This window comes from Sulfitobacter sp., from assembly GCF_039977885.1.
Taxonomy (GTDB): Bacteria; Pseudomonadota; Alphaproteobacteria; order Rhodobacterales; family Rhodobacteraceae; genus Sulfitobacter.
This window is the reverse complement of the sequence record NZ_JBDWCI010000016.1, coordinates 88,463-115,329: the sequence shown is the minus strand read 5'-3', so window position 1 is coordinate 115,329 and position 26,867 is coordinate 88,463. Positions and strand designations below refer to the sequence as shown.

At 59.2% G+C, this 26,867-nt stretch carries 26 protein-coding genes; 17 read left to right on the top strand and 9 right to left on the bottom strand.

All coding sequences use genetic code 11. The features are described from left to right. Positions 1–109: 109 nt before the first annotated feature. From ABJM03_RS12080 to truA, 4 genes are all read right to left on the bottom strand, one after another. On the bottom strand, positions 110–958 hold the full coding sequence (locus ABJM03_RS12080; RefSeq protein ID WP_348417811.1) for an NAD(P)-dependent oxidoreductase: 849 nt from the start codon (positions 956–958) through the stop codon (positions 110–112). Between the two features lie 170 nt (positions 959–1,128). Beyond that, positions 1,129–1,572 carry a GNAT family N-acetyltransferase gene (locus tag ABJM03_RS12075; protein ID WP_348417809.1) on the bottom strand — a complete coding sequence of 148 codons (444 nt, stop codon included), beginning with the start codon at positions 1,570–1,572 and terminating at the stop codon, positions 1,129–1,131. Between the two features lie 19 nt (positions 1,573–1,591). Next, entirely contained in the window at positions 1,592–2,779 is a 1,188-nt protein-coding gene (locus ABJM03_RS12070; protein WP_348417807.1) for an FAD-binding oxidoreductase, read from the bottom strand. A gap of 151 nt (positions 2,780–2,930) precedes the next feature. Further along, on the bottom strand, positions 2,931–3,698 hold the full coding sequence (truA, locus tag ABJM03_RS12065; RefSeq protein WP_348417805.1) for a tRNA pseudouridine(38-40) synthase TruA: 768 nt from the start codon (positions 3,696–3,698) through the stop codon (positions 2,931–2,933). Positions 3,699–3,784: 86 nt separating this feature from the next. Between truA and ABJM03_RS12060 the strand changes: the two genes are divergently transcribed. From ABJM03_RS12060 to ABJM03_RS12035, 6 genes are all read left to right on the top strand, one after another. Then, positions 3,785–5,200, top strand: a complete 1,416-nt coding sequence (locus tag ABJM03_RS12060) for a YcjX family protein (protein WP_348417803.1) — start codon at positions 3,785–3,787, stop codon at positions 5,198–5,200. Then, positions 5,197–5,646: a GNAT family N-acetyltransferase gene (locus ABJM03_RS12055; RefSeq protein ID WP_348417801.1), complete on the top strand. Its 450-nt coding sequence runs from the start codon at positions 5,197–5,199 to the stop codon at positions 5,644–5,646. Before ABJM03_RS12060 ends, ABJM03_RS12055 begins: the two co-directional genes overlap by 4 nt. After that, the gene (locus ABJM03_RS12050) at positions 5,646–6,662 is read left to right on the top strand and encodes a TIGR01620 family protein (protein WP_348417799.1); all 1,017 of its coding nucleotides are present in this window, start codon (positions 5,646–5,648) and stop codon (positions 6,660–6,662) included. Before ABJM03_RS12055 ends, ABJM03_RS12050 begins: the two co-directional genes overlap by 1 nt. Before the next feature lie 72 nt (positions 6,663–6,734). Then, entirely contained in the window at positions 6,735–9,557 is a 2,823-nt protein-coding gene (locus ABJM03_RS12045) for a DUF2339 domain-containing protein (protein WP_348417797.1), read from the top strand. Positions 9,558–9,744: 187 nt separating this feature from the next. Then, the gene (gene ileS, locus ABJM03_RS12040; RefSeq protein ID WP_348417796.1) at positions 9,745–12,639 is read left to right on the top strand and encodes an isoleucine--tRNA ligase; all 2,895 of its coding nucleotides are present in this window, start codon (positions 9,745–9,747) and stop codon (positions 12,637–12,639) included. Between the two features lie 91 nt (positions 12,640–12,730). Then, on the top strand, positions 12,731–13,186 hold the full coding sequence (locus tag ABJM03_RS12035) for a methylated-DNA--[protein]-cysteine S-methyltransferase (RefSeq protein WP_348417794.1): 456 nt from the start codon (positions 12,731–12,733) through the stop codon (positions 13,184–13,186). Between the two features lie 2 nt (positions 13,187–13,188). Here ABJM03_RS12035 and ABJM03_RS12030 read toward each other — a convergent pair whose 3' ends face one another. The 4 genes from ABJM03_RS12030 to fsa form a co-directional block, all read right to left on the bottom strand. Further along, positions 13,189–13,887, bottom strand: coding sequence for a CDP-alcohol phosphatidyltransferase family protein (locus tag ABJM03_RS12030; RefSeq protein ID WP_348417793.1), 699 nt, complete (start codon positions 13,885–13,887; stop codon positions 13,189–13,191). A 45-nt stretch (positions 13,888–13,932) separates the two neighbouring features. After that, on the bottom strand, positions 13,933–14,865 hold the full coding sequence (locus ABJM03_RS12025) for a tyrosine recombinase XerC (RefSeq protein WP_348417791.1): 933 nt from the start codon (positions 14,863–14,865) through the stop codon (positions 13,933–13,935). Next, positions 14,862–15,569 carry a DUF484 family protein gene (locus ABJM03_RS12020; RefSeq protein ID WP_348417790.1) on the bottom strand — a complete coding sequence of 236 codons (708 nt, stop codon included), beginning with the start codon at positions 15,567–15,569 and terminating at the stop codon, positions 14,862–14,864. Before ABJM03_RS12020 ends, ABJM03_RS12025 begins: the two co-directional genes overlap by 4 nt. A 258-nt stretch (positions 15,570–15,827) precedes the next feature. Next, positions 15,828–16,481: a fructose-6-phosphate aldolase gene (gene fsa / locus ABJM03_RS12015; RefSeq protein WP_348417789.1), complete on the bottom strand. Its 654-nt coding sequence runs from the start codon at positions 16,479–16,481 to the stop codon at positions 15,828–15,830. A 128-nt stretch (positions 16,482–16,609) separates the two neighbouring features. Between fsa and ABJM03_RS12010 the strand changes: the two genes are divergently transcribed. From ABJM03_RS12010 to ABJM03_RS11995, 4 genes are all read left to right on the top strand, one after another. Next, entirely contained in the window at positions 16,610–18,793 is a 2,184-nt protein-coding gene (locus tag ABJM03_RS12010; RefSeq protein ID WP_348417846.1) for a primosomal protein N', read from the top strand. A 109-nt stretch (positions 18,794–18,902) separates the two neighbouring features. Beyond that, positions 18,903–20,135 carry an MFS transporter gene (locus ABJM03_RS12005; RefSeq protein ID WP_348417787.1) on the top strand — a complete coding sequence of 411 codons (1,233 nt, stop codon included), beginning with the start codon at positions 18,903–18,905 and terminating at the stop codon, positions 20,133–20,135. 71 nt (positions 20,136–20,206) lie between these two features. Then, positions 20,207–21,079 carry a 50S ribosomal protein L11 methyltransferase gene (locus ABJM03_RS12000; RefSeq protein WP_348417785.1) on the top strand — a complete coding sequence of 291 codons (873 nt, stop codon included), beginning with the start codon at positions 20,207–20,209 and terminating at the stop codon, positions 21,077–21,079. Between the two features lie 111 nt (positions 21,080–21,190). Continuing rightward, positions 21,191–21,538 (top strand): hypothetical protein, encoded by a 348-nt coding sequence (locus ABJM03_RS11995; RefSeq protein ID WP_348417784.1) that lies wholly within the window; start codon positions 21,191–21,193, stop codon positions 21,536–21,538. A 198-nt stretch (positions 21,539–21,736) separates the two neighbouring features. Here ABJM03_RS11995 and ABJM03_RS11990 read toward each other — a convergent pair whose 3' ends face one another. Continuing rightward, positions 21,737–21,949 carry a DUF1127 domain-containing protein gene (locus tag ABJM03_RS11990; protein WP_348417782.1) on the bottom strand — a complete coding sequence of 71 codons (213 nt, stop codon included), beginning with the start codon at positions 21,947–21,949 and terminating at the stop codon, positions 21,737–21,739. Positions 21,950–22,291: 342 nt separating this feature from the next. Here ABJM03_RS11990 and ruvC point away from each other — a divergent pair, with 342 nt between their 5' ends. The 7 genes from ruvC (at position 22,292) to tolR (ending at position 26,864) form a co-directional block, all read left to right on the top strand. After that, the gene (gene ruvC / locus ABJM03_RS11985; RefSeq protein WP_348417844.1) at positions 22,292–22,798 is read left to right on the top strand and encodes a crossover junction endodeoxyribonuclease RuvC; all 507 of its coding nucleotides are present in this window, start codon (positions 22,292–22,294) and stop codon (positions 22,796–22,798) included. Continuing rightward, positions 22,795–23,460 carry a Holliday junction branch migration protein RuvA gene (gene ruvA / locus ABJM03_RS11980; RefSeq protein WP_348417780.1) on the top strand — a complete coding sequence of 222 codons (666 nt, stop codon included), beginning with the start codon at positions 22,795–22,797 and terminating at the stop codon, positions 23,458–23,460. The genes ruvC and ruvA overlap by 4 nt, the downstream gene beginning before the upstream one ends. Before the next feature lie 45 nt (positions 23,461–23,505). Beyond that, positions 23,506–24,525 carry a Holliday junction branch migration DNA helicase RuvB gene (gene ruvB, locus ABJM03_RS11975; RefSeq protein ID WP_348417778.1) on the top strand — a complete coding sequence of 340 codons (1,020 nt, stop codon included), beginning with the start codon at positions 23,506–23,508 and terminating at the stop codon, positions 24,523–24,525. Between the two features lie 45 nt (positions 24,526–24,570). Then, on the top strand, positions 24,571–25,200 hold the full coding sequence (locus ABJM03_RS11970; protein ID WP_348417777.1) for a hypothetical protein: 630 nt from the start codon (positions 24,571–24,573) through the stop codon (positions 25,198–25,200). Next, positions 25,197–25,583, top strand: coding sequence for a tol-pal system-associated acyl-CoA thioesterase (gene ybgC, locus ABJM03_RS11965; RefSeq protein WP_348417775.1), 387 nt, complete (start codon positions 25,197–25,199; stop codon positions 25,581–25,583). Before ABJM03_RS11970 ends, ybgC begins: the two co-directional genes overlap by 4 nt. A 109-nt stretch (positions 25,584–25,692) precedes the next feature. Further along, positions 25,693–26,388 carry a protein TolQ gene (gene tolQ, locus ABJM03_RS11960; protein ID WP_348417774.1) on the top strand — a complete coding sequence of 232 codons (696 nt, stop codon included), beginning with the start codon at positions 25,693–25,695 and terminating at the stop codon, positions 26,386–26,388. Between the two features lie 2 nt (positions 26,389–26,390). Beyond that, on the top strand, positions 26,391–26,864 hold the full coding sequence (gene tolR, locus ABJM03_RS11955; RefSeq protein WP_348417772.1) for a protein TolR: 474 nt from the start codon (positions 26,391–26,393) through the stop codon (positions 26,862–26,864). Positions 26,865–26,867 lie beyond the last annotated feature (3 nt).

The window sequence follows — 26,867 nt, the reverse complement described above, 5'->3', positions numbered from 1 at the left end:
GTATCTGTTTTTAAGTAAATATGATGGTTTGAGGTGGGAGGCCGGTTTTCCGCACCCATATTTGGGCGCAGACGGGTGCATAGCCTCCCGTTAAGTCAAACTACAGGGGTCAGTTTTCCTTGCTGTCGTCCACAACATTCATACCGGCCAGCCCTGATTTGCCCAGCTCAACACCGGCGAACGGGCCGCCGTGGCACATGTGATTTGGGTCATGCGGATCCATTTCCGGCTCGGCGGCAAGCACCTCTTGGGCGTAGATTTCAGCATTGTCTTTGGGGCGGTATCCCAAAAAACTGGCCTTGGTATTGTCCACAGGCGCGCGGTCATTATTGCTGACGCCATAGATCACAGCCCAGCCAGTTACGGGTGTTTCAATGCAACGTGTCACGAGCTGGATCAGGTCATCATAGCTCAGATAGGAGCCAAGCGCGCGGGCGTTGTTGACTTGAGCGCATGACAGAATGCGCATGTGTACGCTCTCTAACCCGCGTTTTTCCCAATACATCCGGCCCAGATCTTCGGTGAAACACTTGGCGAGCCCGTAGAACGTATCGGGGCGATGGGCGACTTCGGTGTTGATGAATTCATTCTTCGGATACATCCCGACCGCATGGATGGAAGAGCCGTAAACCACCCGCCGCACCCCATGGCGCGAGGCAGCTTCCCAGACGTTGTAGGAGCCCACGAAGTTGGGGCCAAGCAACTCTTCAAAGGGTGCTTCATCCACATAGGCACCCATGTGCACGACCATATCCGCACCTTCAATCACGTCGTTCATGGCGTTGAAATCGGCCAGATCGGCTTGGACATAGCTCTCCCCTGCGTAGAGCTTGCCAGGCTGTTCCTTGATGTCTGTCGAGACAAGTTCGTCGCACAGGGCAGTCAGCGGTTCGCGCAGGTAAGAGCCCAGACGGCCAGCGGCGCCTGTCAGAACGATCTTTTTCAGTTTGGATGCCATGGTTAGGCCTTTCTTTGGGGTGGTGAGTGAGTGTCGTCTATAGCGTGTGGCGCGGATTTTTGACAGTTCAGTATGTTTTGGTATTTCATTAATGCGATTTATTTCGCCAGTTTATCCGCTGTAATTTGCTTATAAGCATCATAATCCGAACATTTCGAGGTGAATTCCCCTCAAAGCGGTATGTCGTATGTCACCCAAGGGGTTTGTGTGGCGACCTGATCATAAAGGCTACGTGCGCGGTAGTTGTTTTCGGCGGTGATCCAGCGGATCAATGCCCAGCCACGCTTGCGCCCTTCATCGCTTACGCCTTTGATCAATGCCGCCGCTGCCCCTGATCCACGCGCTGCGGGATCGACGTATAGATCATCCAGAAAGCCACGCTTTTGCGCGGCGAGCGGTGCGTAGAACGGGCGGAAATGGGCAAGACCTATCAGCTCGCCGTTCCTTTCGGCGACAAGCCCGTTCACTTCATGGGCGTCGTCTTGTAGCCAGTCCCAAACAGTTTGCCGCATCTGCGCTGTCTGGGTCACGTTATAAAACCGGGCATATCCGGCATAGAGGAGCTCCCAACCGGCTTTGTCCTCAGGTGTGAGCGGGCGAATGGTGATCGTCATAGCAGGCTCCGCTTAGGGGTTATATGACGGCAGTCTCAACGCAGGCCGCGCTGCGGTTCACGTCAAAAGCGCCCAGATCAAGGCTGCGGTAGGAACCGTATGTGATAAGCTCGGCAATGCCGCGGCCCATTGCGGGGGATTGTTGCAGGCCATGGCCTGAAAACCCGTTCACGAAAATGAAATTCGGGCAATCCGCAGCGCGGCCCAGCAGGGCGTTTTGATCAAGGGTGTTGTAGGCATAATGCCCGACCCATTGATTGATCACCTTGATGGCTTCGAACTGGGGTATGCGCGTTGCAACGGCGGGCCAGACTTTGCTTTCCCACAGGCTGTGATCAAAAGCGAAATCATCATATTCTACATCTGTGTCCTCATCCGGAGGGCACCCTGCCATGTAATATTTCCCTTCAGTGCGCACATGGACACCGGAGGGATCAACGGTGAGCGGCAGATCGCGGTCAAGCGGTTGGGCGGCGTCAAAGACGTAAGTATAGCGTTTGCGTGGCACCACCGGAATATCGAGCCCCGCCATACGCGCCGTTGCGGCCGCACGCGGGCCCGAGGCGTTGACGACTGTCCCGCAGGTAACAACCGTACCATCGCCCAGCGTGACGCTTTGCACAGCGTTGCCTTTGCGGGTGATCGCAGTGACCTCGGCGTGCACATATTCAACGCCATTTGCCCGTGCGCGCCGTTTGAACCAGTCAAACATGGTGCCGCCGTCGAAATAGCCTTCGTTCACCAGATTGTGGTTGGCGGCAAGGATGTCGTCGAGCTGGTAAAACGGGTAGGCTTGGGCGATTTCTTCGCGGCTCAGGTGTCGTGTGTTTGCCCCTTGGGCGCATTGCAGTTGTTGCGCCAGTTTGAGGTCATGCGCAAAAGCCTCGGTGTCGGCCAGATACAGATAGCCGAAATTATGCAGTGCCAACTCGGGCACATCGGGGTCGTCACCCATAAAGTGCCGGAAATTCTGTATGAACTCGGCACCGAACTGGCTGACCTTGATATTCGCGGGGCTGCTGAATTGCTGCCGGATGCAGCTGTTTGTATGGGAGGTCGAGGCGAACTCGTAGGTGGGGTCGCGCTCTACCACTAAAACAGAGCCATCAAATCCAGCCATTTGGCTTAACCACCACGCTACGGATGATCCAAAAATTGCGCCGCCTACGATAACGACGTCATAGGAAGATTTGTTGGGGGTTTGCATAGGGAGACTCACCTTCGCGCTGCGGTTGCTTCACGATAATCACGGCAGTCAGTGAATGCCAAGCCGTGTCAGCACAGGCATGGTGCGGCGCGGGATTGTGGTGCCTTTGACGGGGTGGTTTTTGAAGGCTTTGGCGCGCAGCGCGCGCGGTCTAGTCGAAAGGCGGGACCTCATAACTCACGCTCGCGAGGTACAGCCCCTGCGGCGGTGATACCGGTCCACAGGCCTGCCGGTCACGGGCCTCCAATGCGGTTTTCACATCAGATGGTTGCAGCGATCCGCTGCCCACCCGCTCAAGCGTGCCAATGAAACTGCGCACTTGGTTGTGCAGGAAAGAGCGCGCGCGCACATCAAAATGCACCTCAGTGCCGTGGATGGTTTGCACATGGTTGATATCAAGCCGGTCCAACGCCTTTACGGGGCTTTTGGCCTGACAGATGGTCGAGCGGAAAGTGGTGAAATCATGGGTGCCCAATAAATGGGCAGCCCCTTCGCGCATGGCGTCGATATCAAGTTGTTGCTTAACCTGCCAGACAAACCCCTGTGCATGGGTCACCGGCGCGCGGCGGGGCAGCACGCGAAACAGATAGCGCCGCTCTTGTGCAGAAAACCGCGCGTGGAAATCATCGGGCACTTTTGCGCAGGCAACGATAGCCACAGGATTTGGTTTAAGATGATAATTGAGTGCTTCTGAAAGGCGGAACGGCGTCCAGTCGCGCTGCATGTCGCAATGCGCAACCTGTCCCAAGCCGTGCACGCCTTTATCTGTACGCCCTGCGGCAGAGATCTGATGGGTGCCTTTTTCGATCTTGGTAAGCGCGTGTTCAATTGCCCCCTGCACCGAGGGTAAATCGGTCTGGCGCTGCCAGCCATGGAACGGCGCACCGTCATATTCAACTTTTAGGGCGTATCTTGGCATAAAAGGGGCTTTATCGCGGGGCGGGCTGTGTGGCAATCCCTGCAAAACAGCCCTATGTAGGATGTAATAAACAGGGCAGGGCGCACGTGGTACTTTCTCAAATCGCTGATGGCATCTGGCGGCAGGTCGAGGCCGTACAGGATACGGTCTCGGAGACCTTCTTTGAGCCGGTGATCCGTTTGGGGGTCACGGGGCTTGCCCGTTCTGGTAAAACCGTATTCATCACGTCGCTTGTGGCCAATCTGATGGACCGTGGCCGGATGCCGGGGCTTGTGGCTGCGGGAGAAGGGCGGATTGAGGCGGCGTTTTTGCAACCGCAACCCAATGACACTATTCCACGCTTTGAATATGAGGGCCATCTTGGCGCGCTGACGGCCAAAATACCGCATTGGCCCGATAGCACCCGCGCGGTGTCCGAGCTGAGGCTGAGCCTACGCGTGCGGCCCAAAGGTTTGCTGTCAGGGTTGCAAGGGCCGCGCACGGTGCATTTGGACATCGTCGATTATCCGGGCGAATGGCTGCTGGATCTGGGCTTGCTCGAGATGAGCTATGACGCGTGGTCAGCGATGACGCTGGCGCGGATCGCGACGCGCGCGCAGGCGCAGGGCTATCTTGCGTTGGTGGCGGACACGGATGGGCAGGCCCCGTTAGAGGAAACACAGGCCAAAGCGCTGGCTGATAGCTTTGCAAGCTACCTCAATCAGGCCCGTGCCGATGGGTTTTCGGATTGCGCGCCGGGGCGTTTCCTGCTGCCCGGTGATCTGGCTGGCTCACCGGTGCTGACCTTCGCGCCTTTGCCGGCCTCTGGGGGCGATGCCCGCAAATCCCTGCGCCGTGAGATGGCGCGCCGGTTTGAGGCCTACAAGCGGGAGGTCGTCAAACCCTTCTTTCGGGATCATTTCGCCCGCATCGACCGGCAGGTTGTACTGGTGGATGCGCTGGGCGCGATCAATGCAGGCCCACCCGCCGTAGAAGACCTGCGCGCCGCCATGTCCGAGACGCTCGGTGCCTTTCGTCCGGGCAAGAACAGTTTTCTCAGCGGTATTCTAGGTGGCAAACGGGTCGAGAAAATCCTTTTTGCCGCGACCAAGGCGGATCATTTGCATCATAGCCAGCATGCGCAGCTTACCGCCATTATGGAGGCGTTGACCCGCGAGGCCCGCGAAAAGGCGCGCTTTGCCGGTGCCGCGACCCAAGCGTTGGCCATTGCGTCGCTGCGCGCCACAACCGAAGACCGCATGACCCATGAAGGCAGCACATTGGATGTGGTGCGGGGAACATTGCTGGATACGGGCAAGCAGGCAGCGTTTTATCCGGGGGCCTTGCCGGATGATCCGGCGCATCTGCTGAGCCCCGCACGCGCCGGAGTTGAAAAATGGCTTGATGCGGATTACCAGATTATGCGATTTGCACCCGCACCCCTTACGCTTCGCCCTGGTGACGGGCCGCCGCACATCCGTCTGGACCGTGCAGCAGAATTTTTGATCGGAGACCGGCTATGACTGCTGTGATAATTCGCCCCGCGCGGGTGCTGGATGCTAGCAAGCTTGCCGATATTCTGGCTGCGGCTAATGCGCAGTTTGACTGGTTGCCTGACCTTTATACTTCTGCCGAAGAGCTGAATTTGATTGATGATATGATCGGGTCAGGCTGGGTAAAGGTTGCCGTTGTGGATGATGTCGTGGTCGGATGGATCGCCCGTAAAGGCACGGAAATCCACGCATTGTGCTTGCGCCCTGATATGCAGGGCAAAGGCGTGGCAGCGGGGTTGATGCGCGATGCACAGCGATTGGCCAAAAAGCTGGGGCTGTGGAGCTATCAGGCCAATGATCATGCGACGGATTTCTACGGCAAGGCCGGTTTTGTCGAAATCCAGCGCACGGATGGTGCCGGCAATGATGCACATCTACCTGACATCCGCTTTGAGTGGCGCAAGGAAACAGTCTGATGGCCAAAGGTCCGGTCCTATTCGACCTTGAGGCACAAGAGGCTAAAGCGGCCCCTTCTGTGGCCGATGCGCCCCCCGTGCTGGACCTGCCTGAACAAAGCCCGCCTCAAGGGCAGGCGATGCAGATCGCCGCAAGGCTGGCGGCCTCGAAACCCTCCAGGCTGACGCGCCTGTTCTGGGGGCTGCTGGTGGCGCTTATGGGGGCGTTTGTATCGCTCGCGGCGTGGCGTTTTGTAACCGATCTTTTGACGCAATACCCGCTTTTGGGCACCGCGATGAGCGTGCTTTTGGCGGTGTTTTTACTGGTGTTGGCATTGGTGGCCCTGCGCGAGGTTGCAGCCTTTGGCCGTTTAGGCCGTCTGGACGGCTTGCGCCACAGCGCGCGCGAAGCACTGGCGCAGGATGATCTGGCTGGCGCGCGCGGGGTCACGGACCGGCTGGTGGCCCTCTACAGAGGTCGCGAGGACACGCGTTGGGGCCGTGATCGTCTGAAGGAGCTGCGCGGAGATCAACTTGATGCAGCGGGGCTTCTCGCCGTGGCCGAGACCGAGCTGCTCTCCCCGCTGGATACCGCCGCCCAACGTGAGGTCGAGGCCGCGGCGCGGCAAGTGGCCACCGTGACGGCGCTGGTGCCCTTGGCGCTGGCGGATGTGGTTGCGGCGTTGACGTCGAACCTGCGCATGATCCGCCGCATCGCCGAAGTCTACGGCGGGCGGTCAGGCTTTTTTGGCAGTTGGCGGCTGACACGTGCAGTGCTGTCGCATCTGGTGGCCACCGGCGCAGTCGCCGTGGGGGATGACATGCTTGAGCCGATCCTTGGCGGGTCGCTTCTGGGAAAACTCAGCCGCCGCTTTGGTGAGGGGCTGGTGAATGGCGCGCTGACAGCCCGCGTGGGCGTGGCCGCGATGGAGGTCTGCCGCCCGCTACCCTTTACCCCTGCACGCCGCCCCAAAGTGCGCAGCATTATCACCAACAGCCTTGGCGGGCTATTTGGTAAGGGCAGCGCAAAAGACTAAGCGGCCAGCGCGTTCCGCCGTTGGCGGGGTGGGCCGTTGAATGAACCTTTGATCTGATCGGAGTTTGGTGTCATGGAGCCTTTTTTTGCACTGGTTGCCTTGGTTGTATTGGCCATTCCGGTCACCTTGATTGCTTTGGTCATCGGGCAAAGCAGGCTGCGCAGGCGGCTTGGGGATGCCGAAAGCAGGATCAAGGATTTGCAGGGCAGGCTTTCTGCCTTGGGCAAGGAGGGTCCTCGAACTCAAGAGGCCGCTGCGAAACCGCTGGCGGATGAAAACCCCGCGCTTGATGCCGCAGATGATGCGCCCCAAGCCGACGCTGAGGCGGCGCAGCCCAAAACCCCACCACCGCTTGCCGCAGCACAACAAGCCCATTCGCCCATTGCCCAAGCCGCCCCTGAAACACCGCGCCGGCCCTCGCCGGTGGGACAAGCGCTGTCCCGGCTCGGCCCATGGCTGCAACAGAACTGGTTTTACGTTGTATCGGCAGCCTCCCTCGCTTTGGCAGGGGTTTTCCTTGTGCAATACGGGATGGAGAACGGCCTGCTGCCGCCGCGCGCGCGCGTGGCCGCCGCGCTGGGCTTCGGTGGGGCGCTGATCGCTGTGGGTGAATTCATCCGTCGCCGATATGGCGATGGGGAGCAGGCATCCACGGCTTATTTGCCCTCGGTTTTTTCAGGGGCGGGGATTGTGACGTTGTTTGGCGGCATCCTGTCGGCACGCATGTTGTATGATTTGATCGGCGGCGGTGCGGCAATGATTGGCATGACCTGCGTGGCGCTTTTGGCGATGGTGTTGGGTTGGATCTACGGCCCGCTGTTGGTGGCGGTCGGCGTGATCGGCGCTTATGGCGCGCCGCTGGTGTTGGAAATCTCGGCGGCGGATGCAAGCCCTCTATACGGTTATTTCGCCGTGATCGCCGTGCTGGGGTTGGGCGTGGATACCATCCGGCGCTGGGGCTGGATTTCTGCGCTGACGCTGGTGTTGGCCTATTTTATGGGGTTTGTTTTGCTTGGGTCAGGCGGATCAACCGCGTGGACGGGGCAGATCTATTTTGCCGTTCTGCCGCTATTTGCGATCTTGATCCCTGCGCGCGCGCTGGTGCCGGATCATGCAGGCCCGCCCGTCATGATCGGTGCATTGGGCCGCATGACCTTTGGCGCAAAAGAGCAGGGGCTGACATGGCCGTCTTTCCCCACGCTCTTGGCCTTCTCTAGCGTGGCGGCAAGCTGTGTTATCCTCCTGATCGTCTGGAAACCGGGGGCAGCAGAGATTTGGCTGAGCGTCGGTTTGTTCACGGCTCTGAGCGTCACCCTCATCGCGTGGTCGCACCGTGCGCCTGCCTTGCAGGATGCGGCGTTGATTGCCCCTGTGGCACTGCTGCTGTCCATCTTTGCACAGGCCGAGAACCGGCGGATCACCTATGAGACCTTTTCAAAAACCTACAGCATAAACGCTGAGGCTGGCTTTCCTTGGGTGATCACTGTGCTGGTTGCGATCGGGGCCGTAATATCGATCTTTGCGCTGTGGCGGGCGCTGCGGGGCGGGGCGTTTGGCGTGATTTGGGCGGCGGTTGCGGCCGTTTATGCGCCTGCGATGGCGATTGTGCTCGAAATGGGCTGGCAGCCTGCAGCCGTGATCGGGTCTTACCCGTGGGCGTTACATGCTGCGGGTTTGGCGACGCTGATGGTTCTGTTTGCCGAACGTTTGGCGCGGGTGGACAAAGAGGAGCGCCTGCGCGTGAGCTTTGCGATGATGTCCGCGCTGGCCTGTATGGCGTTTGCCTTTGTGATTGTATTTAGCGCGACGGCTTTGACGGTGGCTTTGGCGGTGACGGTGCTGGTGGCGGCGGTGTTGGACCGGATGTGGAACCTGCCGCAGCTCGGAATTTTCATTGCGGTGGGGGTGATCACGCTGGGCTACCGGTTGGTTGCGGATCCGGGGCTTGAATTTGCAGGCACGGGGCCCTTGGCGGGCGTGTTGCTGGCCTATGTCGGAACTCTGGCGGCGTTTATCGCGGCGCTTTGGCTGTTGCGGCCCCTTGCGCGGCCTCGGTCAAAGATGATGTTGGATTCCGCCGCGTGGTCCACCGCAGGGCTCACGGCGAGCATTTTGTTGCTGCGCTGGATCGAGGCCGAAGTCGGGGGGAGCTACGTCGGAAGTCACTGGGCGCTGGGCCTGAATGCGGCGATCTGGATTGGGCTTGCCTTGGCGCAGATCCAGCGGACGGAGGGGCAATTTAAGGGCCTGCTGAGCAAGCTGCGCTGGGCGCTTGCTGCGGTTTTTGCTGTGTTCGCCACAGGTGCGATGGTGGCGGCGTTTACGGCCGCAAACCCACTGTTGGCCACCAGCGTGCAAGGGGGCGGTCAGATGCCGCAGGCGTGGCATGTCTTTGGACCAGTCTTCTTTAATACTTTGGCCGCAGCCTATCTGGTGCCGGCGCTTGTCTTGCTGGCGGGCGCGTGGCGCTTGAAGGCCATAGATCAGCGGCTGCGCGCAGGGTTGGGCATGTTAGGGGGCGCATTGACGGCCTTTTGGCTGTTTATGGCGGTCCGGCATTTCTGGCAGGGCGGGATGCAGATGCCGCTTTCTTTCGGGATATCGCAGCCCGAACAATACACCTATACCATTCTTCTGCTGGTTGCGGGGGCGGGGCTGTTTTACCAATCACTGCGGCGCCGCGCAGCCATGTTGCGCAAGGCGGGGCTTGCAGGGATCGGGTTGGCAGTGGCCAAAGTCTTCCTTGTGGACATCAGCGATCTGGACGGGCTGACGCGGGTTTTCTCGCTTCTGGCACTGGGGCTGGGGCTGGCGGCGCTTGCTTGGCTTAACCGCTGGGCCCAAGACCGTGACCGCGCCGAACAGGCCGCGCCGCCCCCTGTACCGCCCCACTAGGACCAAGACAGGCTTGCCCCCTTGGGGGGAGGTGCCTATAAGCCATGCCAAGATGACAGCACACCTGATCATACAGCGAATTACTTCCCCGGCGCTCAGCCAGTTCTGAGCCGCCGGGCAAAGGTGTTTGAGCCGCTCGCACCGCCCCTATTTCCCTGACATTGATGACGACAAAAGGACGCCCCTCATGTGCGCCGAGACCCCTGAATACAAACAAACCCTGAATCTGCCTCGCACCGATTTCCCGATGCGTGCGGGCCTGCCCAAACGTGAGCCGGCTTGGCTGGAGCGTTGGGAGCAGATCGGCATCTATGACCGCCTGCGCGAGAAAAAGGGCCGTAAGCCTTTCACACTGCATGACGGCCCACCCTATGCCAACGGCCATTTGCACATCGGTCACGCGCTGAACAAAACCATCAAAGACATGATCGTGCGCTCACATCAGATGATGGGATTTGACGCGCGCTATATCCCCGGTTGGGATTGCCACGGTCTGCCGATTGAGTGGAAGATCGAAGAGCAATACCGCAAGAAAGGCCGCGACAAGGATCAAGTGCCGATCAACGAATTCCGCGGTGAGTGCCGTGAGTTCGCCAAGGGCTGGGTGGATATCCAGCGCGAGGAATTCAAACGCCTTGGCGTGCAGGGCAATTGGGCAAAACCCTATCTGACGATGGATTTCCACGCCGAGCGCGTGATCGCGGAAGAATTCATGAAGTTCCTTATGAACGGCACGCTTTATCAGGGCTCCAAGCCCGTGATGTGGTCGCCGGTTGAGCAGACCGCATTGGCCGAAGCCGAGGTCGAGTATCACGACAAAGACAGCTTCACGATCTGGGTGAAGTTCCGCGTTGTGGGCGGTGGCGATTTGGAAGGGTCACAGGTTGTCATCTGGACCACCACGCCGTGGACCATGCCATCGAACAAAGCCGTCGTTTACGGCGCGGGCATTTCTTATGGCCTGTATGAAATCACCGGTACACCGGATGAATGCTGGGCCAATGTTGGCGATAAATATCTGTTGGCGGATAATCTTGCTGCGGATGTTCTGGGCCGTGCGCGTCTGGAAGAGGGGCAGTGGACCCGTCTGCGTGATGTGACCAATGAAGAGCTGGAAACCATCAGCCTCAAGCACCCGCTGCACGGTGCCGAAGGCTCTGAGGGCGAATGGGACGATCTGCGTGATTTCCGCGCAGCGGAATTTGTCACCGATACCGAAGGCACGGGTTTTGTGCATTGCGCACCTTCCCACGGTCTTGAGGAATATGACCTCTACCGCGAGCTGGGCATGTTGGATCAGGTCATCACCTATAACGTGAACCCTGATGGGCGTTACCGCGCTGATCTGCCGTTCTTTGGCGGCAAGGCGATCCTGAAACCCAACGGCAAGGAAGGCAACGCCAACGCGGCTGTCATCGACAAACTGGTTGAGGTTGGCGGCCTGTTGGCGCGCGGCAAGATCAAACACAGCTACCCGCACAGCTGGCGCTCCAAAGCGCCGGTGATCTACCGCAACACGCCACAGTGGTTTGCTGCGATCGACAAAACCGTCGGCGACGGGCAGGACATGCACGGCACCACCATCCGTGAACGCGCCCTGACCGAGATCGACAACGTCAAATGGACACCAAAATCAGGCCGCAACCGCCTGCACGCGATGATGGAGGCCCGCCCTGACTGGGTGCTGTCGCGTCAACGCGCTTGGGGTGTGCCGTTGACCTGCTTTACCCGCAAGGGCGTGCTGCCGACGGACCCTGACTTCCTGCTGCGCAACGCCGATGTGAACGCCCGTATCGCTGAGGCCTTTGAGGCCGAGGGCGCGGATGCATGGTATGCCGAGGGCGCGAAAGAGCGCTTCCTTGGCGGTATCGTGAACCCCGATGACTATGATCTGGTCACAGATATCCTGGATGTGTGGTTCGACTCTGGCTCGACCCACGCCTTTACCCTGCGTGACCGCGAAGACGGCTCTGAGGACGGGATCGCGGATGTTTACATGGAAGGCACCGACCAACACCGCGGCTGGTTCCACTCGTCGTTGCTGCAATCGGTTGGCACCACAGGTCATGCGCCTTACCGTCAGGTTGTGACCCATGGGTTCACGCTGGATGCCAAGGGCATGAAGATGTCCAAATCCATCGGCAACACGATCGTGCCCGAGAAAATCATCCAGCAATATGGCGCGGATATCCTGCGTCTTTGGGTGGCGCAGACGGATTATACCCAAGACCAACGGATCGGGGATGAGATCCTCAAAGGCACCGCCGATAGCTACCGCCGCCTGCGCAACACAATGCGCTATATGCTGGGGTCACTGCCGGACTTTGACGCCTCCAAAGCCGTGGCGCGGGACGATATGCCCGAGCTGGAGCAGCTGATCCTGCACAAGCTGGCGGTGCTGGACGGTGTGGTACGCGAAGGCTATGCGCGGTTTGATTTCCAAGGCGTGTTCCGCGCGATCTTTGACTTTGCCACGCTGGACCTGTCGTCCTTCTACTTCGATATCCGCAAGGATGCGCTGTATTGTGACGGGGACACACCACGCCGCTTGGCTGCGCTGACTGTACTGGACCACCTCTATAGCCGCCTGACCACATGGCTGGCCCCGATCCTGCCCTTCACAATGGAAGAAATCTGGCTGGAGCGTAATGGGGCGGAGACTTCGGTGCACCTCGTGGACTTCCCTGACACGCCTGCCGCATGGCGCGATGACGCATTAGCCGCGCGCTCCGAGACAGTGCGCGCCGTGCGCCGCGTGGTCACCGGCGCGTTGGAAGAACAGCGCACCGCCAAGGTCATCGGCTCATCATTGGAGGCAGGGCCAACAGTCTACCTGTCGCCAGAGCTGGCCGCGGTCATCACCAATGCTGAAACTTTTGCCGATCTGTGCATCACAAGCCAGATCATCATTGCTGAGGGTGACGCGCCCGAAGGGGCCTTTACCCTTGCGGATGTGGCTGGTGTGGGCGTGGTGTTTGCCAAGGCGGATGGCGCGAAATGCGCGCGCTGCTGGAAAGTCCTGCCCGATGTGGGCACCCATGCCCATGACGGCGTCTGCGGACGCTGCGACGCGGCACTTTAACGATAAGGTGGGGCGGGCTGAATGCTTTGCCCCACCGCTTTTCACATGATTTGGATTGAGCCAGCGGCGCCAAGGCCGCATAGTTGGTCCCATGAAAACATGCACCGTTCACACACAATTCGGCGAGCTGATCCTGACCCAATCGGGCGATCACATCACAAAGCTTGACTGGGGCCGCGCGCCTTCCGAGGATAGCACGACTGTGCTGGAGGAGGCCCGCAGGCAGCTTCTGGCCTATGATGCCGGCGCGCTAGAGGTGTTTGATTTGCCACTGCTGGTTGGGGGATCGGACTTCCAGCGTGCGGTTTGTGCGGCGATGTCCGCGATCCCTTTTGGCGACACTTGCACTTATGGCGATATCGCCAAACAGCTCGGCGCGCCTGCTCAGGCGGTTGGTGGGGCTTGTGGAGGCAATCCGATCCCGATCATTATCCCATGCCACCGCGTAATGGGGGCCAAGGGGCTGACCGGATTCTCGGGCGCTGGTGGTGTCGAGACCAAAGTCGCCCTGCTGCGCCATGAAGGTGCGGGCGGTTTCCTGATCTAGTTTTAGATGTCGCGACCATCATACAGGATTTGCTGCGCGATGCCCGCAAACAGCAAATAGACCGAGGTCACAACCAATCCCCATGCCGCCCAGCTGTCGGGGTGAAAGTTCACCCAAGCGGCCCAGCCGCCAAAGATCGTCCATGCCAGCGCCATCGGCAGCGTCACCACGCGCCACCGCTCGGTCCGCACGGGGTGCACGAATTTGAGCGGTATGAACATTGTGATCGACAGGAATGTCACCAACACAAGGCTGATGTACCACGGGATCCCTAAGGCAAAAATCACCAGCACCAGCATGTTCCAACAGCCCGGGAAGCCGGAAAATGAGTTGTCCTTGGTCTTCATGCGCGTATCGGCGAAATAAAGCGCGCTGGCGAAAGTGACGATGATGATCATCAACCAACCGCTCCACCCGTCCATGAGGCCCGAAGTAAACAGGGCAAAGGCGGGGATGAACACATAGGTAAGATAGTCGATGACCAAATCCAGCAACACGCCGTCAAACTCGGGCGCATTGGTTTTGACATCGTATTTACGCGCGAGCGGCCCGTCGATGCCATCCACGAAGAAGGCAATCACAAGCCATAGAAACATCATGTCATATTTGCTTTGCACTGCGGCAAGCATGGCCAGCATGGCAAATACAGCACCTGTGGCAGTGAACAAATGGACGGCAAGAGCTTTGTTTTTTGGGGTCATATCAGTGTGTCGCAAATCGGGGCGCGAGATGCAAAAGGAAAGCGCTCATGCTTTCGGGTGCGCGCGGTTATAGACGTCCATCAGGCGCTGGGTATCCACGGCCGTATAGGCTTGCGTGGTCGAAAGCGATGCGTGGCCCAGCAATTCCTGAATGGCACGTAAATCGCCGCCCGCATCCAGCAGGTGGGTGGCAAAGCTGTGGCGCATGGCATGGGGTGTGGCACTGGCGGGCAGGCCCAGTTGCATGCGGGCGCTGGCCATGACTTTCTGGATTGCACCGGGCGATAACGCACCACCGCGCACGCCGCGAAACAAGGGGCCTTTGGCTTCAAGCGGGTGAGGGCAGGCGCGCAGATAGGCCGCGACTGCCTCACGGGCGGCGGGCAGAACAGGCACGACACGTTCCTTGCCGCCCTTACCCACAATACGAAGCGTATCCGGCAGGGGGGCATCGGCTCCGGATAGGCCCAACGCCTCTGATATCCGTAATCCGCAGCCCCATAACAGCGTAAGGACAGCGACATCGCGGGCTGCTACCCATGGATCACGGCCCTGTAGCTCGACGCAGTCAATAAGGTCACGCGCGGCATCGACAGCCAAGGGGCGGGGCAGCTTTTTGGTGAATTTCGGTGCGCGGGTGGACAGCACGGCAGTGGGCTCGAACCCCTCCCGCTCGGCCAGCCAGCGGTAGAAGGCTTTTACAGCGGATAATTTACGCGCAAGGCTGCGCGGGCCGACACTGGTATTGCGGGTCTGGGCCATCCATGCGCGCATGTCACGGATGGATATGTCGGACAAGGCACGCAGTCCCTGAGATTCGCCATTGTACTGGGTGATAAAGGCCAGAAACTCGACCACATCGCCGCGGTAGGCAGTGAGGGTGTTTTCAGCAGCCCCCTTCAGGGCACGCTGTTGCTCCAGCCATGTTTGCAGCGCATCACGCGCTGCTGGTGAAATTGCTAGGCCATCGACGCTCAAGACAGCCAGCGGCGCATGGCGCGCTCGAAGACACCGGTGAAAAACGCTAGCAGGTCAGTGCCTTGCTGGGGGCCGAACATATGCGGGTCCTCGGCACCCATGACCAGCATGCCGGGCAGGCGGCCCGCACCGAAGTCAAGTTTGAGGCAGGCCTCAGAGCGGATCCACTCGGCGTTTGGTCCGTAGATATGCTCCGCTGCGTCCTGCACTGACCGCAGAGTGACCTGCCGCACAGTGCCACCGCGCCCTTGAGTGAGATAGTCGTCAATGAAGCCGGGCTCTGCCACGCTAAGCACATCGCCCAAACGCTGCACGGCGGGGTCACTATCATTCTGGACTGATTCAAGCACCAGCTTCACCGTATCCACACGCAAGATCTCGGCCACTTCGCCGCCAAGATCGCGCAGGAAGCTTTCAAATTCCACGGGGTCCAGCATCCGCAGAACAGCGCGATGAATCTGGTTGGTGCCGGCAAGATTCTCATAAGCTGCGGCAATCACGCTGCGGTGCGTGTCTTCCAATCGGTCCAGCCGCGTTTCCAGACGCTCCATCGCGATGCCGCGCAGGTCGACGATATTGCCGCCCATTGCCTTTTCATTGGCAGCGATCAGCGCCTGCATAACGTCGCTGTCATCTAGAATCACATCCGGCTGCGCAATGATGGCTTCGCGCAGAGTATCTTCAATTTTGGGGCTGCTGCTCATGCTGCTCTCATTTTGTTTTCGGTTCTATATCACGCGCGGCGCTGGGTTCGCGATTTTTTTTCGCTTAACAGACGGGCAGATGCGGGAAGAACACACCAATGTGACGTGGAATGCGACATCTTCCCCTGATTTTGTCCGGGTTTCATCCGTAAGGATGTCGCATGGAACAAAAAAGCACAAATGCCGATGCACGCCTTTTTCCGCTTAGCCCGCAGCAGCTGCGCACGCTCTTGAGCGCGCACAGCTAGGGTTTCGGTTTTAGCCGATGGATTGACCGGTCTTGGCCCAGTCTTTCATGAACTGGTCCAGACCTTTGTCGGTCAGCGGGTGTGTGGCCAGCTTGCGGATGACTTCTGGTGGCGCTGTCATCACATCGGCACCGACCAGCGCACATTCGCGCACGTGGCCTACGCTGCGGATGGAAGCCGCCAGAATTTGAGTGTCAAAACCGTAGTTGTCATAGATGGTGCGGATGTCCTCAATCAGGTCCATGCCGTCGAGGTCGATGTCATCCAAACGGCCAATGAAGGGCGAGATGAACGTGGCCCCTGCTTTGGCCGCCAAAAGCGCCTGATTGGCCGAGAAACACAGGGTCACATTGACCATTTTTCCCTCGCTGGACAGGACTTTACAGGCCTTCAGCCCGTCCCATGTCAGGGGCAGCTTTACGGTGATGTTTTCGGCGATCTCGGCCAGTTTGCGGCCCTCGGCGATCATCGCATCCGCTTCGAGCGCGACCACCTCGGCCGAAACGGGGCCAGAGACGATGTCACAGATTTCCTTGGTGACCTCCATGATGTCACGGCCCGATTTCAGGATCAGTGAAGGGTTGGTTGTAACCCCGTCCACCATGCCCAGATCGTTCAGCTCAGCGATGTCTTTGATTTCGGCTGTATCTACAAAAAATTTCATATCGGGTGTTACCTCATTGGATTGGCGTGGCGAACAGTTATATCTGCCTTTGCTTTAGCGCATGATCTGCGATGCTGAAAGCCTTGATCCCGACTTGTCCCTAAAGGAAGCCCCGCGTGTCCCAACAGATGTTCTTTGAGAGCGGCGCATTGGTGGCTGTGCTGACCACGCAACCGCTGGACCGCGCGCTGGACTATAAGGCGCCGGAGGGCGGCTGTTTTCTGGGGGCTTTTGTCGAGGTACCGCTGGGGCCGCGCAAAGTGATTGGCGTGGTTTGGGGCAAAGGCGCGGGGGATTTTGACTATAACAAAACCCGTTCGGTCATTCGGGTGTTGGATGCGGCCCCGATGCGGGCTGAAATGATGAGCTTTCTCGAGAAATCAGCCGCTTATACGCTGACCCCGCTTAGCGCGATGTTGCGCCTGACCACACGTGCGCCGGGCTTGGGCGATCCGCCCTCCATGCGCAAAATCTACCGGCGCGGCACAGGAGAGCCGGACCGCGTGACAGCGGCGCGGACTAAAGTGATCGAGACTTTGGCCGAATATGGCGATCTGTCTTTCACGCTCAAGGAACTGGCCGAGATGTCGGGGGTGACCTCCTCTGTGATCAAAGGGCTGGTGAAGCAGAATGTGGTCTTTGAAGAAGACAGCCCGCGCGATTTGCCGTTTCCGCGGCTTGATCCGGAGCTGCCCAGCAAGGAGCTGACGGCGGATCAGGCTGCTGGGGCGCAGGTTTTGGCGGAGGGGGTGACGTCGGGCGATTATGGAACAACTTTGCTGCGCGGGGTGACCGGTTCGGGCAAGACCGAAGTCTACCTGGAGGCTGTGGCGGCTGCGCTGCGCGCGGGGCGACAAGCGCTGGTGTTGCTGCCCGAGATCGCCTTGACCTCCGAGTTCCTGACGCGGGTTGAGGCACGGTTCGGGGCCAAACCAGCCGAGTGGCACTCAGGCGCGACCATGACCGAGCGGCGACGGATTTGGCGCATGGTGGGCCAAGGGCAGGCGCAATTGGTGATCGGGGCGCGGTCGGCGCTGTTTTTACCCTATCAGAACCTTGGTTTGATTGTCGTCGATGAAGAGCACGATACCTCATATAAACAAGAGGAAGGCGTGCTTTATAATGCCCGCGATATGGCGGTGCTGCGGGCGTCGATTTGCGGGGCGCATGTGGTGCTGGCCTCGGCCACGCCAAGCCTTGAGAGCTGGGCCAATGCGCAGGCGGGCAAATACACGCGGTTGGAACTGAAATCACGGTTCGGGCCTGCGGTGATGCCGACGATGGGGACGATTGATATGCGATCCGAGGGATTGCCCTCGGATCGGTGGGTTTCACCCACTCTACAGGCCGAGGTGAACGTCCGCCTTGCGCGCGGTGAGCAGGCGATGTTGTTCATTAACCGCCGTGGCTATGCGCCTGTGACGCTGTGCCGTGCTTGCGGGCATCAGATCGCTTGTGATGATTGCGATGCGCGCATGGTTGAACACCGGTTTCTCAAACGTCTGGTGTGCCACCAATGCGGGGAGAGCAAGCCGATGCCCACCGCCTGCCCAAGCTGCGAAGCCGAAGACAAGCTGGCCCCCGTAGGCCCCGGAGTAGAGCGGCTGGGCGAGGAAGCTCATGCGCTTTGGCCTGATGCGCGGATCGCCACGTTGAGTTCGGACATGTATGGATCGGCGCGCGCGCTCAAGGCTGAGATCGCGGGGATTGCAGAAGGGTCAGCCGATATTATCATTGGTACTCAATTGGTTGCCAAGGGTCACAATTTTCCCAAGCTGACGTTGGTGGGAGTGATTGATGCGGATCTGGGGCTAATGGGCAGTGACTTGCGCGCTGCGGAGCGGACGTTTCAGCTGATGCGGCAGGTCGCGGGACGGGCAGGCCGTGCAGAGGCCCCCGGCACGGCTTTATTGCAGACCTATCAACCGGATCACCCTGTGATCCGTGGCATTCTGGCTGGGGATGAAGAGGGGTTCTGGCAGGCGGAATCCGATGAGCGTCGCGGCGCGGGGATGCCGCCCTATGGGCGGCTTGCGGGGATTATCCTAAGCGGGCCGGATGTGGCGGCAGTCTTTGAGGCGGGTAATCAATTGGCGCGCAATGATGGTGTTTTACGGGCCATTGGCGCGCAGGTTTACGGGCCTGCGCCAGCGCCGATTGCGCGGGTGCGGGGGCGGCACCGTGTGCGTTTGTTGGTGAAGGCGGAAAAAGGCGTGGCGTTGCAACCGGCGCTGCGCAAATGGGTCAGTCAGATCAGGTTAAAGGGCGATTTGCGGCTGGCGGTGGATATCGACCCGCAGAGTTTTTACTAAGGATTACAGGCGAGTCACACGATGTGCACCAAGCGTACACCGCGCGTGCAGAACCCGGTGCACGGGAATTTGCGTGGCATTTGGCGCGGCGCAGGCGTAAGGCTGGCGCATGATAGATTTCCTGACCCTTGATGATGCCAAAAACCAACCCGTTTGGCGCCGCCCCTTGACGTTGCTGTTTGTGATGGCGCTGGCCATGCCGATTGCATTTTTCACGTGGTACGTGCTGCTGAATAATTTTGTAAAAGAAGTGGCGGATTTTGACGGGGCCGACATTGGGTTGCTGCACACGGTGCGTGAGGTACCGGGCTTTCTGGCGTTCCTTGTTATCTATCTGATTATCGTGGTGCGCGAGCAGGTGTTGGGGCTCGTCTCGCTGGTGCTGCTGGGGGCCGCGACGGGGATCACCGCGTGGTATCCGCAACTGACGGGCATTTTGATGCTGACCTTTATCAGCTCGGTCGGGTTTCATTATTACGAGGCGGTGAACCAGTCGTTGCAGTTGCAATGGCTGCCCAAGGATCGCGCGCCGCAGATATTGGGCTGGTTGATGGCCATGGGATCGGCGGCGACCTCTGGGGTCTATGTGGTGATCATGCTGCTGTGGGAGCCTTCGAACCTGTCGTTCAATATCGTCTTCATGGTGAGCGGTGGGATCACAATGGCCGTTGCGCTATTCGCGCTGCTGGCCTTTCCGCAATACGAGAGCCCGCATCCGCAGATCAAAAAGATTGTGCTGCGCCGCCGCTATTGGCTGTATTATGCGCTGCAATTCATGTCTGGTGCACGGCGGCAGATTTTCATGGTTTTCGCCGGTTTCATGATGGTCGAAAAATTCGGCTTTGAGGTGCATGAGGTTGCGGGGCTGTATCTGGTCAATCTGGTGCTGAACATGCTGATTGCGCCGCTGCTGGGCAAAGTTGTGGCCCGTTTCGGGGAACGCAATGCGCTGGTGTTTGAATATACCGGCCTTGTGTTGGTGTTTCTGGCCTACGGCGGCGTGTATTTCTTTGACTGGGGGTTTGAAGTTGCGGCAGTACTTTATGTGCTGGACCACATGTTTTTTGGCCTCGCGCTTGCGCTGAAGACCTATTTCCAGAAAATCGGCGCACCCGAGGATATGGCGCCTACGGCGGCTGTGGCCTTCACCATCAACCATATCGCCGCTGTCGGCTTGCCCGTTTTGTTGGGGCTGTTGTGGATCGGATCGCCTGCGGCGGTTTTCCTACTGGCAGCGGGTATGGCGGGGGTGTCGCTGACGCTGGCGCTGATGATCCCGCGCCATCCGGAGGCGGGCAATGAGACGGTTTTTATGGCCCGCAGGTTGCAGGCTGCTGAATGAGCATCCGCGCGTGGGCTTGACGCGCAGGCCGCTGCGCCCTACCGCAGCGGTGATAGATATAGGAGCCGCCAATGCCGACCTTCACCGCACTGACCACTTTGATGGGGCGCACGCCCGCTTACGCGCTGGGCGAAGCGATGGAAGGGCTGACGCCTGAACCTACCGGCGTGGGGGTATTTGAGGTCGAAGACGGATCGGGCCTGTGGGAAGTGGGCGGCTATTTCGAGGAAGCGCCTGATACGGCCGCGCTGGCGGTTTTGGCCACGGCGATGGGGGCGAAGGAATTTGTTGTCTCTGAATTGCCCGAGACTGATTGGGTTGCTCATGTGCGCCGTGAGCTTGCCCCCGTCGAGGCGGGGCGGTTTTTTGTGTATGGCAGCCATGATGCGGATAAGGTGCCCGAGGATTGCGAGCCGCTGTTGATTGAAGCGGCCATGGCTTTTGGTACGGGGCACCATGGCACCACACTGGGCTGTTTGCGCGCGCTGGACCGGCTGGCGCAGGACGGGTTTGTGGGGCGCAATGTTATTGACGTGGGCTGTGGCACGGCTGTGTTGGCGATGGGCGCTGCGCGGATCTGGCCCGATGCGGTGCTGGCCTCTGATATTGACGAGGTTGCCGTGGATGTGGCGCAGGCCAATGTTGTGGCCAACGGGCTGGACGGGCGTGTGACCTGTGTTGAGGCAGCGGGGTTTGATCACCCGACGCTGGCAGATGCAGCCCCCTTTGATCTGGTGTTTGCCAATATCCTCAAAGGGCCCTTGGTGGCATTGGCCTCTGATATGGCGGCGGCGATGGTGCCGGAGGGCTATGCGATTCTCTCGGGGATTTTGAATGAACAGGCGGATGAGGTGATCGAGGTTTATGCACGCTCTGGCATCAATCTACATCACCGCGAAAGCATTGGTGACTGGACGACGATAACACTTCGGAAAATGACCTAGATTTAACCTCATTTAAGGTTATTTTGCCTCATTTGCCTTGGTTTTGTCACATTCTTTGGCTAAAAATTGACTCAACAACGGTGGGGGCTGTTGTTGAGAAAGACCGCTGCTATGGTTTACACAAGAGAAGATTTCCACTCGCGGGTGGGGAAGGTCGATAAGGCGCGCAACAAGCTGGTGCGCCGCGGCTATACTTCACGCGTTGATAAAAATGGCATCATCATTGCCAAGCCGAAAGCACGCCGGTTCCATTTTCCCTTCAAGGGGCTTGTGTTGCTGGTTCTTGGTTTCTTTGGCTTCAAGGCGCTGATGTTATCTTCGGCTGGCCCGGATACCTATAATGACCGTTTGGCCACGTTGCAGAACGGGAATGCGATCGAAGCCATGGGCGCTAAAGCACTGTCCATTGACCCTGTAACCCAGTTTTTTGCTGACAAGATGGGACCATTGTTCCGCTAAATCCGGTTTTCCCTTGTGGTTTGACCTTCCGGGGGGGAGGGGCAGCCGCAGGGGAGATTGCACCGGATGTGCAGCTAAAACGAAAAGGCCGCGCCCGGATGAACCGGCGCGGCCTTTTTAGGTCTGCGGTGGCGTCTGGCGCCACAGCCTGTCTTTTGAGAACTCCGTGCTGGAGTGCTCGTTTCCGAAAGCGAGCGCTTAGCGGATGAAGTCGTTTTGGGCAACGTTCATGATGTCGCCGCGGTTCAGGCCGATGTCTGCCAGTTCGCGGTCGGTCAGGTTGCTGAGCGCCTGTGCCGTCTTGCGTGTTTCGTTCCACGAAACGAACGCAGCGGTCAGTTGTGCGAAAAGACCGCCGGAGCGGGATGCAGATGTGCCGTAATGTGTACGGGTTGTGTCGAAGCTTGTCATTTTTCTTTGTCCTTTTTGGCCGTATTGCCGAATTCTGTATCGTTGTGCCTGCCAGATAGGCAGAATGAGAACATCCCGCAAGGCGTGTGGCCGCGTAGCTGATATGCGTTTTCTGCATGGCGGCATCGGGGCGCATGGGCAGCGTTCTTGAATGCAGGGGGCGGGTCGCGTTTATGGCTTATTTTGTTGAGGAAATGCTGTAATTTCGACGTCTTTGGCGGGTGTGGTGCCGGTGGTTGCGGAAATATCGCTTTTTCGTGATAGGCGGAAAACCGTAGGCAATGTTCGCGTTTCGTGCTACTTCGGCGGAAAAGCAACAAAGACGAGGGTTTTGAGCAGATGATACGGGTGATCGGCATTGATCCGGGATTGCGGAACATGGGCTGGGGAATCATTGATGTGGCGGGCAGCAAGATCAGCCATGTGGCCAATGGTATTTGCCACTCCGCCACGGGTGTAGAGCTTGCCGAGCGGTTGTTGTCCTTGCATGCGCAATTGACGCGGGTGTTTGCGACCTATCGCCCCCAGACCGCAGCAGTGGAGCATACGTTTGTGAACAAAGACGGTGTGGCGACGCTCAAGCTGGGGCAGGCGCGGGGGATTGCCCTGTTGGTGCCCGCGCAGATGGGGCTGGCCGTTGGAGAATATGCGCCCAATAACGTCAAGAAGACGGTTGTGGGCGTAGGTCATGCGGATAAAGGGCAGATTGCGCATATGGTGCGGATGCAATTGCCCGGTGTTGAGTTTGAGGGACCTGATGCGGCGGATGCTTTGGCGATCGCGATCACCCATGCGCATCACGGCGGGGCGTCAAGCTTTGCGGCGGCTGTGGCAAAGGCCAGCGCATGATTGGTAAACTGACAGGACGGATTGAGTACCGCGCGGCGGATCATGTGCTGATTGATGTGCGCGGTGTGGGGTATTTGGTGTTCTGCTCCGAGCGCACGCTGGCCGCTTTGCCCGGGGTGGGGGAAGTGGCTGCGGTTTATACGGATATGTTGGTGCAAGAGACCAATTTGCAGTTGTTCGGGTTTACCACGCTGGCCGAGAAAGAATGGCACAAGCTGCTGATCTCGGTTCAGGGGGTTGGGGCGAAGGCGGCGTTGGCAATCATGGGCGCTTTGGGCGCTGATGGGGTGAGCCGCGCGATTGCGCTGGGCGACTGGAATGCGGTGAAAGTGGCCAAAGGGATCGGGCCGAAGATCGCGCAGCGCGTGGTGCTGGACCTCAAGGATAAGGCCCCTGCGATGATGGCGATGGGCGGCACGGTGGCCCAGGCCATGGGGGATGAGGAGGCGGAGGTGATCGAGAGCCCCGCGCCCAAACGCAAAGCGCCCGAACCGGCGGCGAATGCCAATGCGCAATCAGAGGCCTTGTCGGCCTTGTCCAACCTTGGCTATAGCCCGAGCGATGCGGCGGGCGCTGTGGCGCAGGCGGCGGGGGATGATCCGCAGGCGCAGACGCCTGCATTGATCCGTGCGGCGTTGAAACTGCTTGCACCGAAAGAGTAAGGTGCGTTCATCGGGGTCTTTGACCCTTCTTCGCTGGGGGACGGCATGAGAGATAGTGATCCGATTGTGCGGCCCGAGGGCATGCCGGAAGATTATGACCGCGCATTGCGGCCGCAGATGCTTGATGAATTTGTGGGGCAGGCGGAGGCGCGGGCGAACCTCAAGGTTTTCATCCAGAGCGCCAAGCAGCGCGAAGAGGCGATGGACCACACGTTGTTTCACGGCCCACCCGGTTTGGGTAAGACGACATTGGCGCAGATTATGGCGCGTGAGCTGGGGGTCGGGTTTCGCATGACTTCTGGTCCGGTGCTGGCCAAGGCCGGTGATCTGGCGGCGATCCTGACCAATCTGGAAGCCCGAGATGTGTTGTTTATCGACGAAATTCACCGTCTTAATCCGGCGGTGGAGGAGGTGCTTTACCCCGCGTTGGAGGATTTCGAGCTGGATTTGGTGATTGGCGAGGGGCCTGCGGCGCGGACGGTTCGGATCGAATTGCAGCCTTTCACTCTGGTAGGGGCGACGACGCGGATGGGTTTGTTGACGACCCCGTTGCGCGACCGGTTCGGGATTCCCACGCGGTTGCAGTTCTACACCGAGGACGAGCTCTATATCATCGTGGACCGCAACGCCCGCAAACTGGGCGCGCCTGCGGATGAAGGCGGTGCGCGCGAGATTGCCAAACGCGCCCGCGGCACGCCGCGGATTGCGGGGCGTCTGCTGCGTCGGGTTGTGGATTTTGCGCTGGTGGAGGGCGATGGCCGTGTCACACGCGAATTGGCGGATATGGCGTTGACGCGGTTAGGCGTGGACCATCTGGGCCTTGATGGGGCTGACCGGCGGTATTTGCGGCTGATTGCAGAGAATTATCAGGGTGGTCCTGTGGGGATCGAGACCATGTCGGCGGCATTGTCGGAATCGCGCGATGCTTTGGAAGAGGTGATCGAGCCGTTCTTGTTGCAGCAGGGATTGATCCAGCGCACGCCGCGCGGGCGGATGTTGGCGCAGAAGGCATGGGTGCATTTGGGAATGCAGCCGCCTAAACGCGACGTTGATCTGTTTGGTTGATGTGGTGCTTGAGTATTTTTGGCTAGAGAAAATAGAGGGTCGGTGATGGAACCTGCAGACATTGAGGCATTGTTCACGCGGGGCGGCGGGCAGTTTGTGTTTGCGCGTTGGGGGCGGCCCATTGCGCCTGTGGTATTCGGGGTGCAGGAAGAAACCTTGGAGGTGGTCAAGGGCGCGCTGGAGGCGGTGACGGCTTTGGCGGGGCATAAGATGGCCGAGACGGATATGGAGCTTGGCTCTAATCTGATGGTGTTTTTCTTCTCGGAATGGGCTGAGCTGCTTGAGGTGCCGGGCATGGATCAGTTGGTGCCGGATTTGGGGCCTTTGGTTGAGAAATTGTCGGCCGTGGATGCCAATCAGTACCGGTTTTTCCGTTTTGATGAGGCGGGGGCGATCAAGGCGTGTTTTGTCTTTTTGCGGATGGATGCGCAATTGAATGCGGTACCGGCGCAGACGCTTGCGTTGAGTCAGGTGGTGCAGTCCTATCTGTTGTGGTCCGATGAGGCCTTTAAGGAACAGTCGCCTTTGGCTGTGGCAGGGGAGACTGTGATTTTGCGCCCCGAGGTGGCGGGGCTGATCCGTGCGGCCTATGATCCTGTGCTGCCTGCGGCGGCGGGGGATGCAAGCCATGCCTTGCGGCTTTATGCGCGTATGGTGGCGGGAGAGGTGCAGTGATCCACCGCAAGGAAATCCGCGTTTATTATGAAGACACGGATATGGCGGGGATCGTGTATTACGCCAATTACCTGCGGTTTATCGAGCGGGCGCGCAGCGATTGGGTGCGTGAGGTCGGGATTGACCAGCTTGCCTTGAAAGAGGCGGGTGTGGTGTTTGCGGTGCGCAGGGTCGAGGCGGATTATATTGCGCCGGCGCATTATGGTGATGTTTTGGACGTGCGCACCACGCTGGAGAGTCTGAGCGCGGCAAAGATGGTCATGCTGCAGGAGGTGTGGTGCGGTGAGCAGCAGCTTTTCACCGCAAAAGTGCTGATTGTATGTATTGGCGCTGGGGGGAAACCCGTGCGTCTGCCAGCGGAATGTCGCCTGCTTGGAGGGTGAATTCGGGCAATTCTGCTTGGGTCTCGCTTTTTGTCTTGCGCTGCGCTAGATTCGCCCCAAATGGAGCCTGACAACAGGCCCGCAGAGGCGACAGAGTAGAGCAATATACATGCAGACAGCATTAATCGCGGCCGAAATTGGCGGCAGCATTACCGTATGGGGCATGTTTGCCCAAGCGACAATCACCGTAAAGTTGGTGATGTTATCCCTTGTTTTTGCAAGTTTTTGGACGTGGTCGATTGTCGTGCAAAAGACAATCCAGTACCGCGCGGCCAAACGCGAGGCGGAGGCGTTCGACCGCGCGTTCTGGTCCGGTGAGCCGTTGGACGCGTTGTATGACCAGATCGGGCCGGAGCCCACGGGTGCTGCGCAAAAGATTTTTGCCGCTGGCATGACCGAATGGCGGCGTTCGCACCGCGAGGATGGCGGACTCATCCCCGGGGCGACAGCGCGGATTGACCGGTCGATGAATGTGGCGATCTCGAAAGAGGCCGAGCGGTTGCAAAAAGGTTTGCCCGTGCTGGCCACGACGGGCTCAACCGCGCCGTTTGTCGGGCTGTTCGGGACTGTGTTCGGGATTATGAATGCTTTTGTCGAGATTGCAGAGCAGCAAAATACCAACCTTGCCGTTGTGGCCCCCGGTATTGCGGAGGCCTTGTTGGCGACGGGATTGGGATTGATGGCGGCGATCCCTGCGGTTGTGTTTTATAACAAGCTGAATTCGGACAGTGACCAGATTCTGGGTGGTTATGAGGCTTTTGCCGATGAATTTGCGACCATTCTCAGCCGTCAGTTGGATAGCTGATCATGGCCGGTGGTGTGATGCAGAAAAGCGGTGGCGGAGGCGGGCGGCGCAGGCGGCGTGGTGGCGCTGCACAGATGTCCGAGATCAACATCACGCCTTTTGTGGATGTGATGCTGGTGTTGCTGATTATCTTTATGGTTGCGGCCCCGTTGCTCACGGTTGGTGTGCCTGTGGAGCTGCCCAAGACGGCGGCCTCGGCGCTGCCTGCTGAGCAGGAAGAGCCGCTGACGGTGACGCTGACGGCGGATGGCGGCGTGCAGATCATGACAACCGAGACTGCCCGTGAAGAGCTGGTGCCAAAGCTGCGTGCGGTTGCGGCAGAGCGTGAGGGCGACCGTGTGTTCCTGCGCGCGGATGGGGCTGTGCCCTATTCTGCGGTGATGGAGATCATGGGCGCGCTTAATGCGGGTGGGTTTTCCAATATTGGGCTGGTGACGGATATTGGCGGCCCGACGCTGGACGGCGCTGGGAACTAAGTC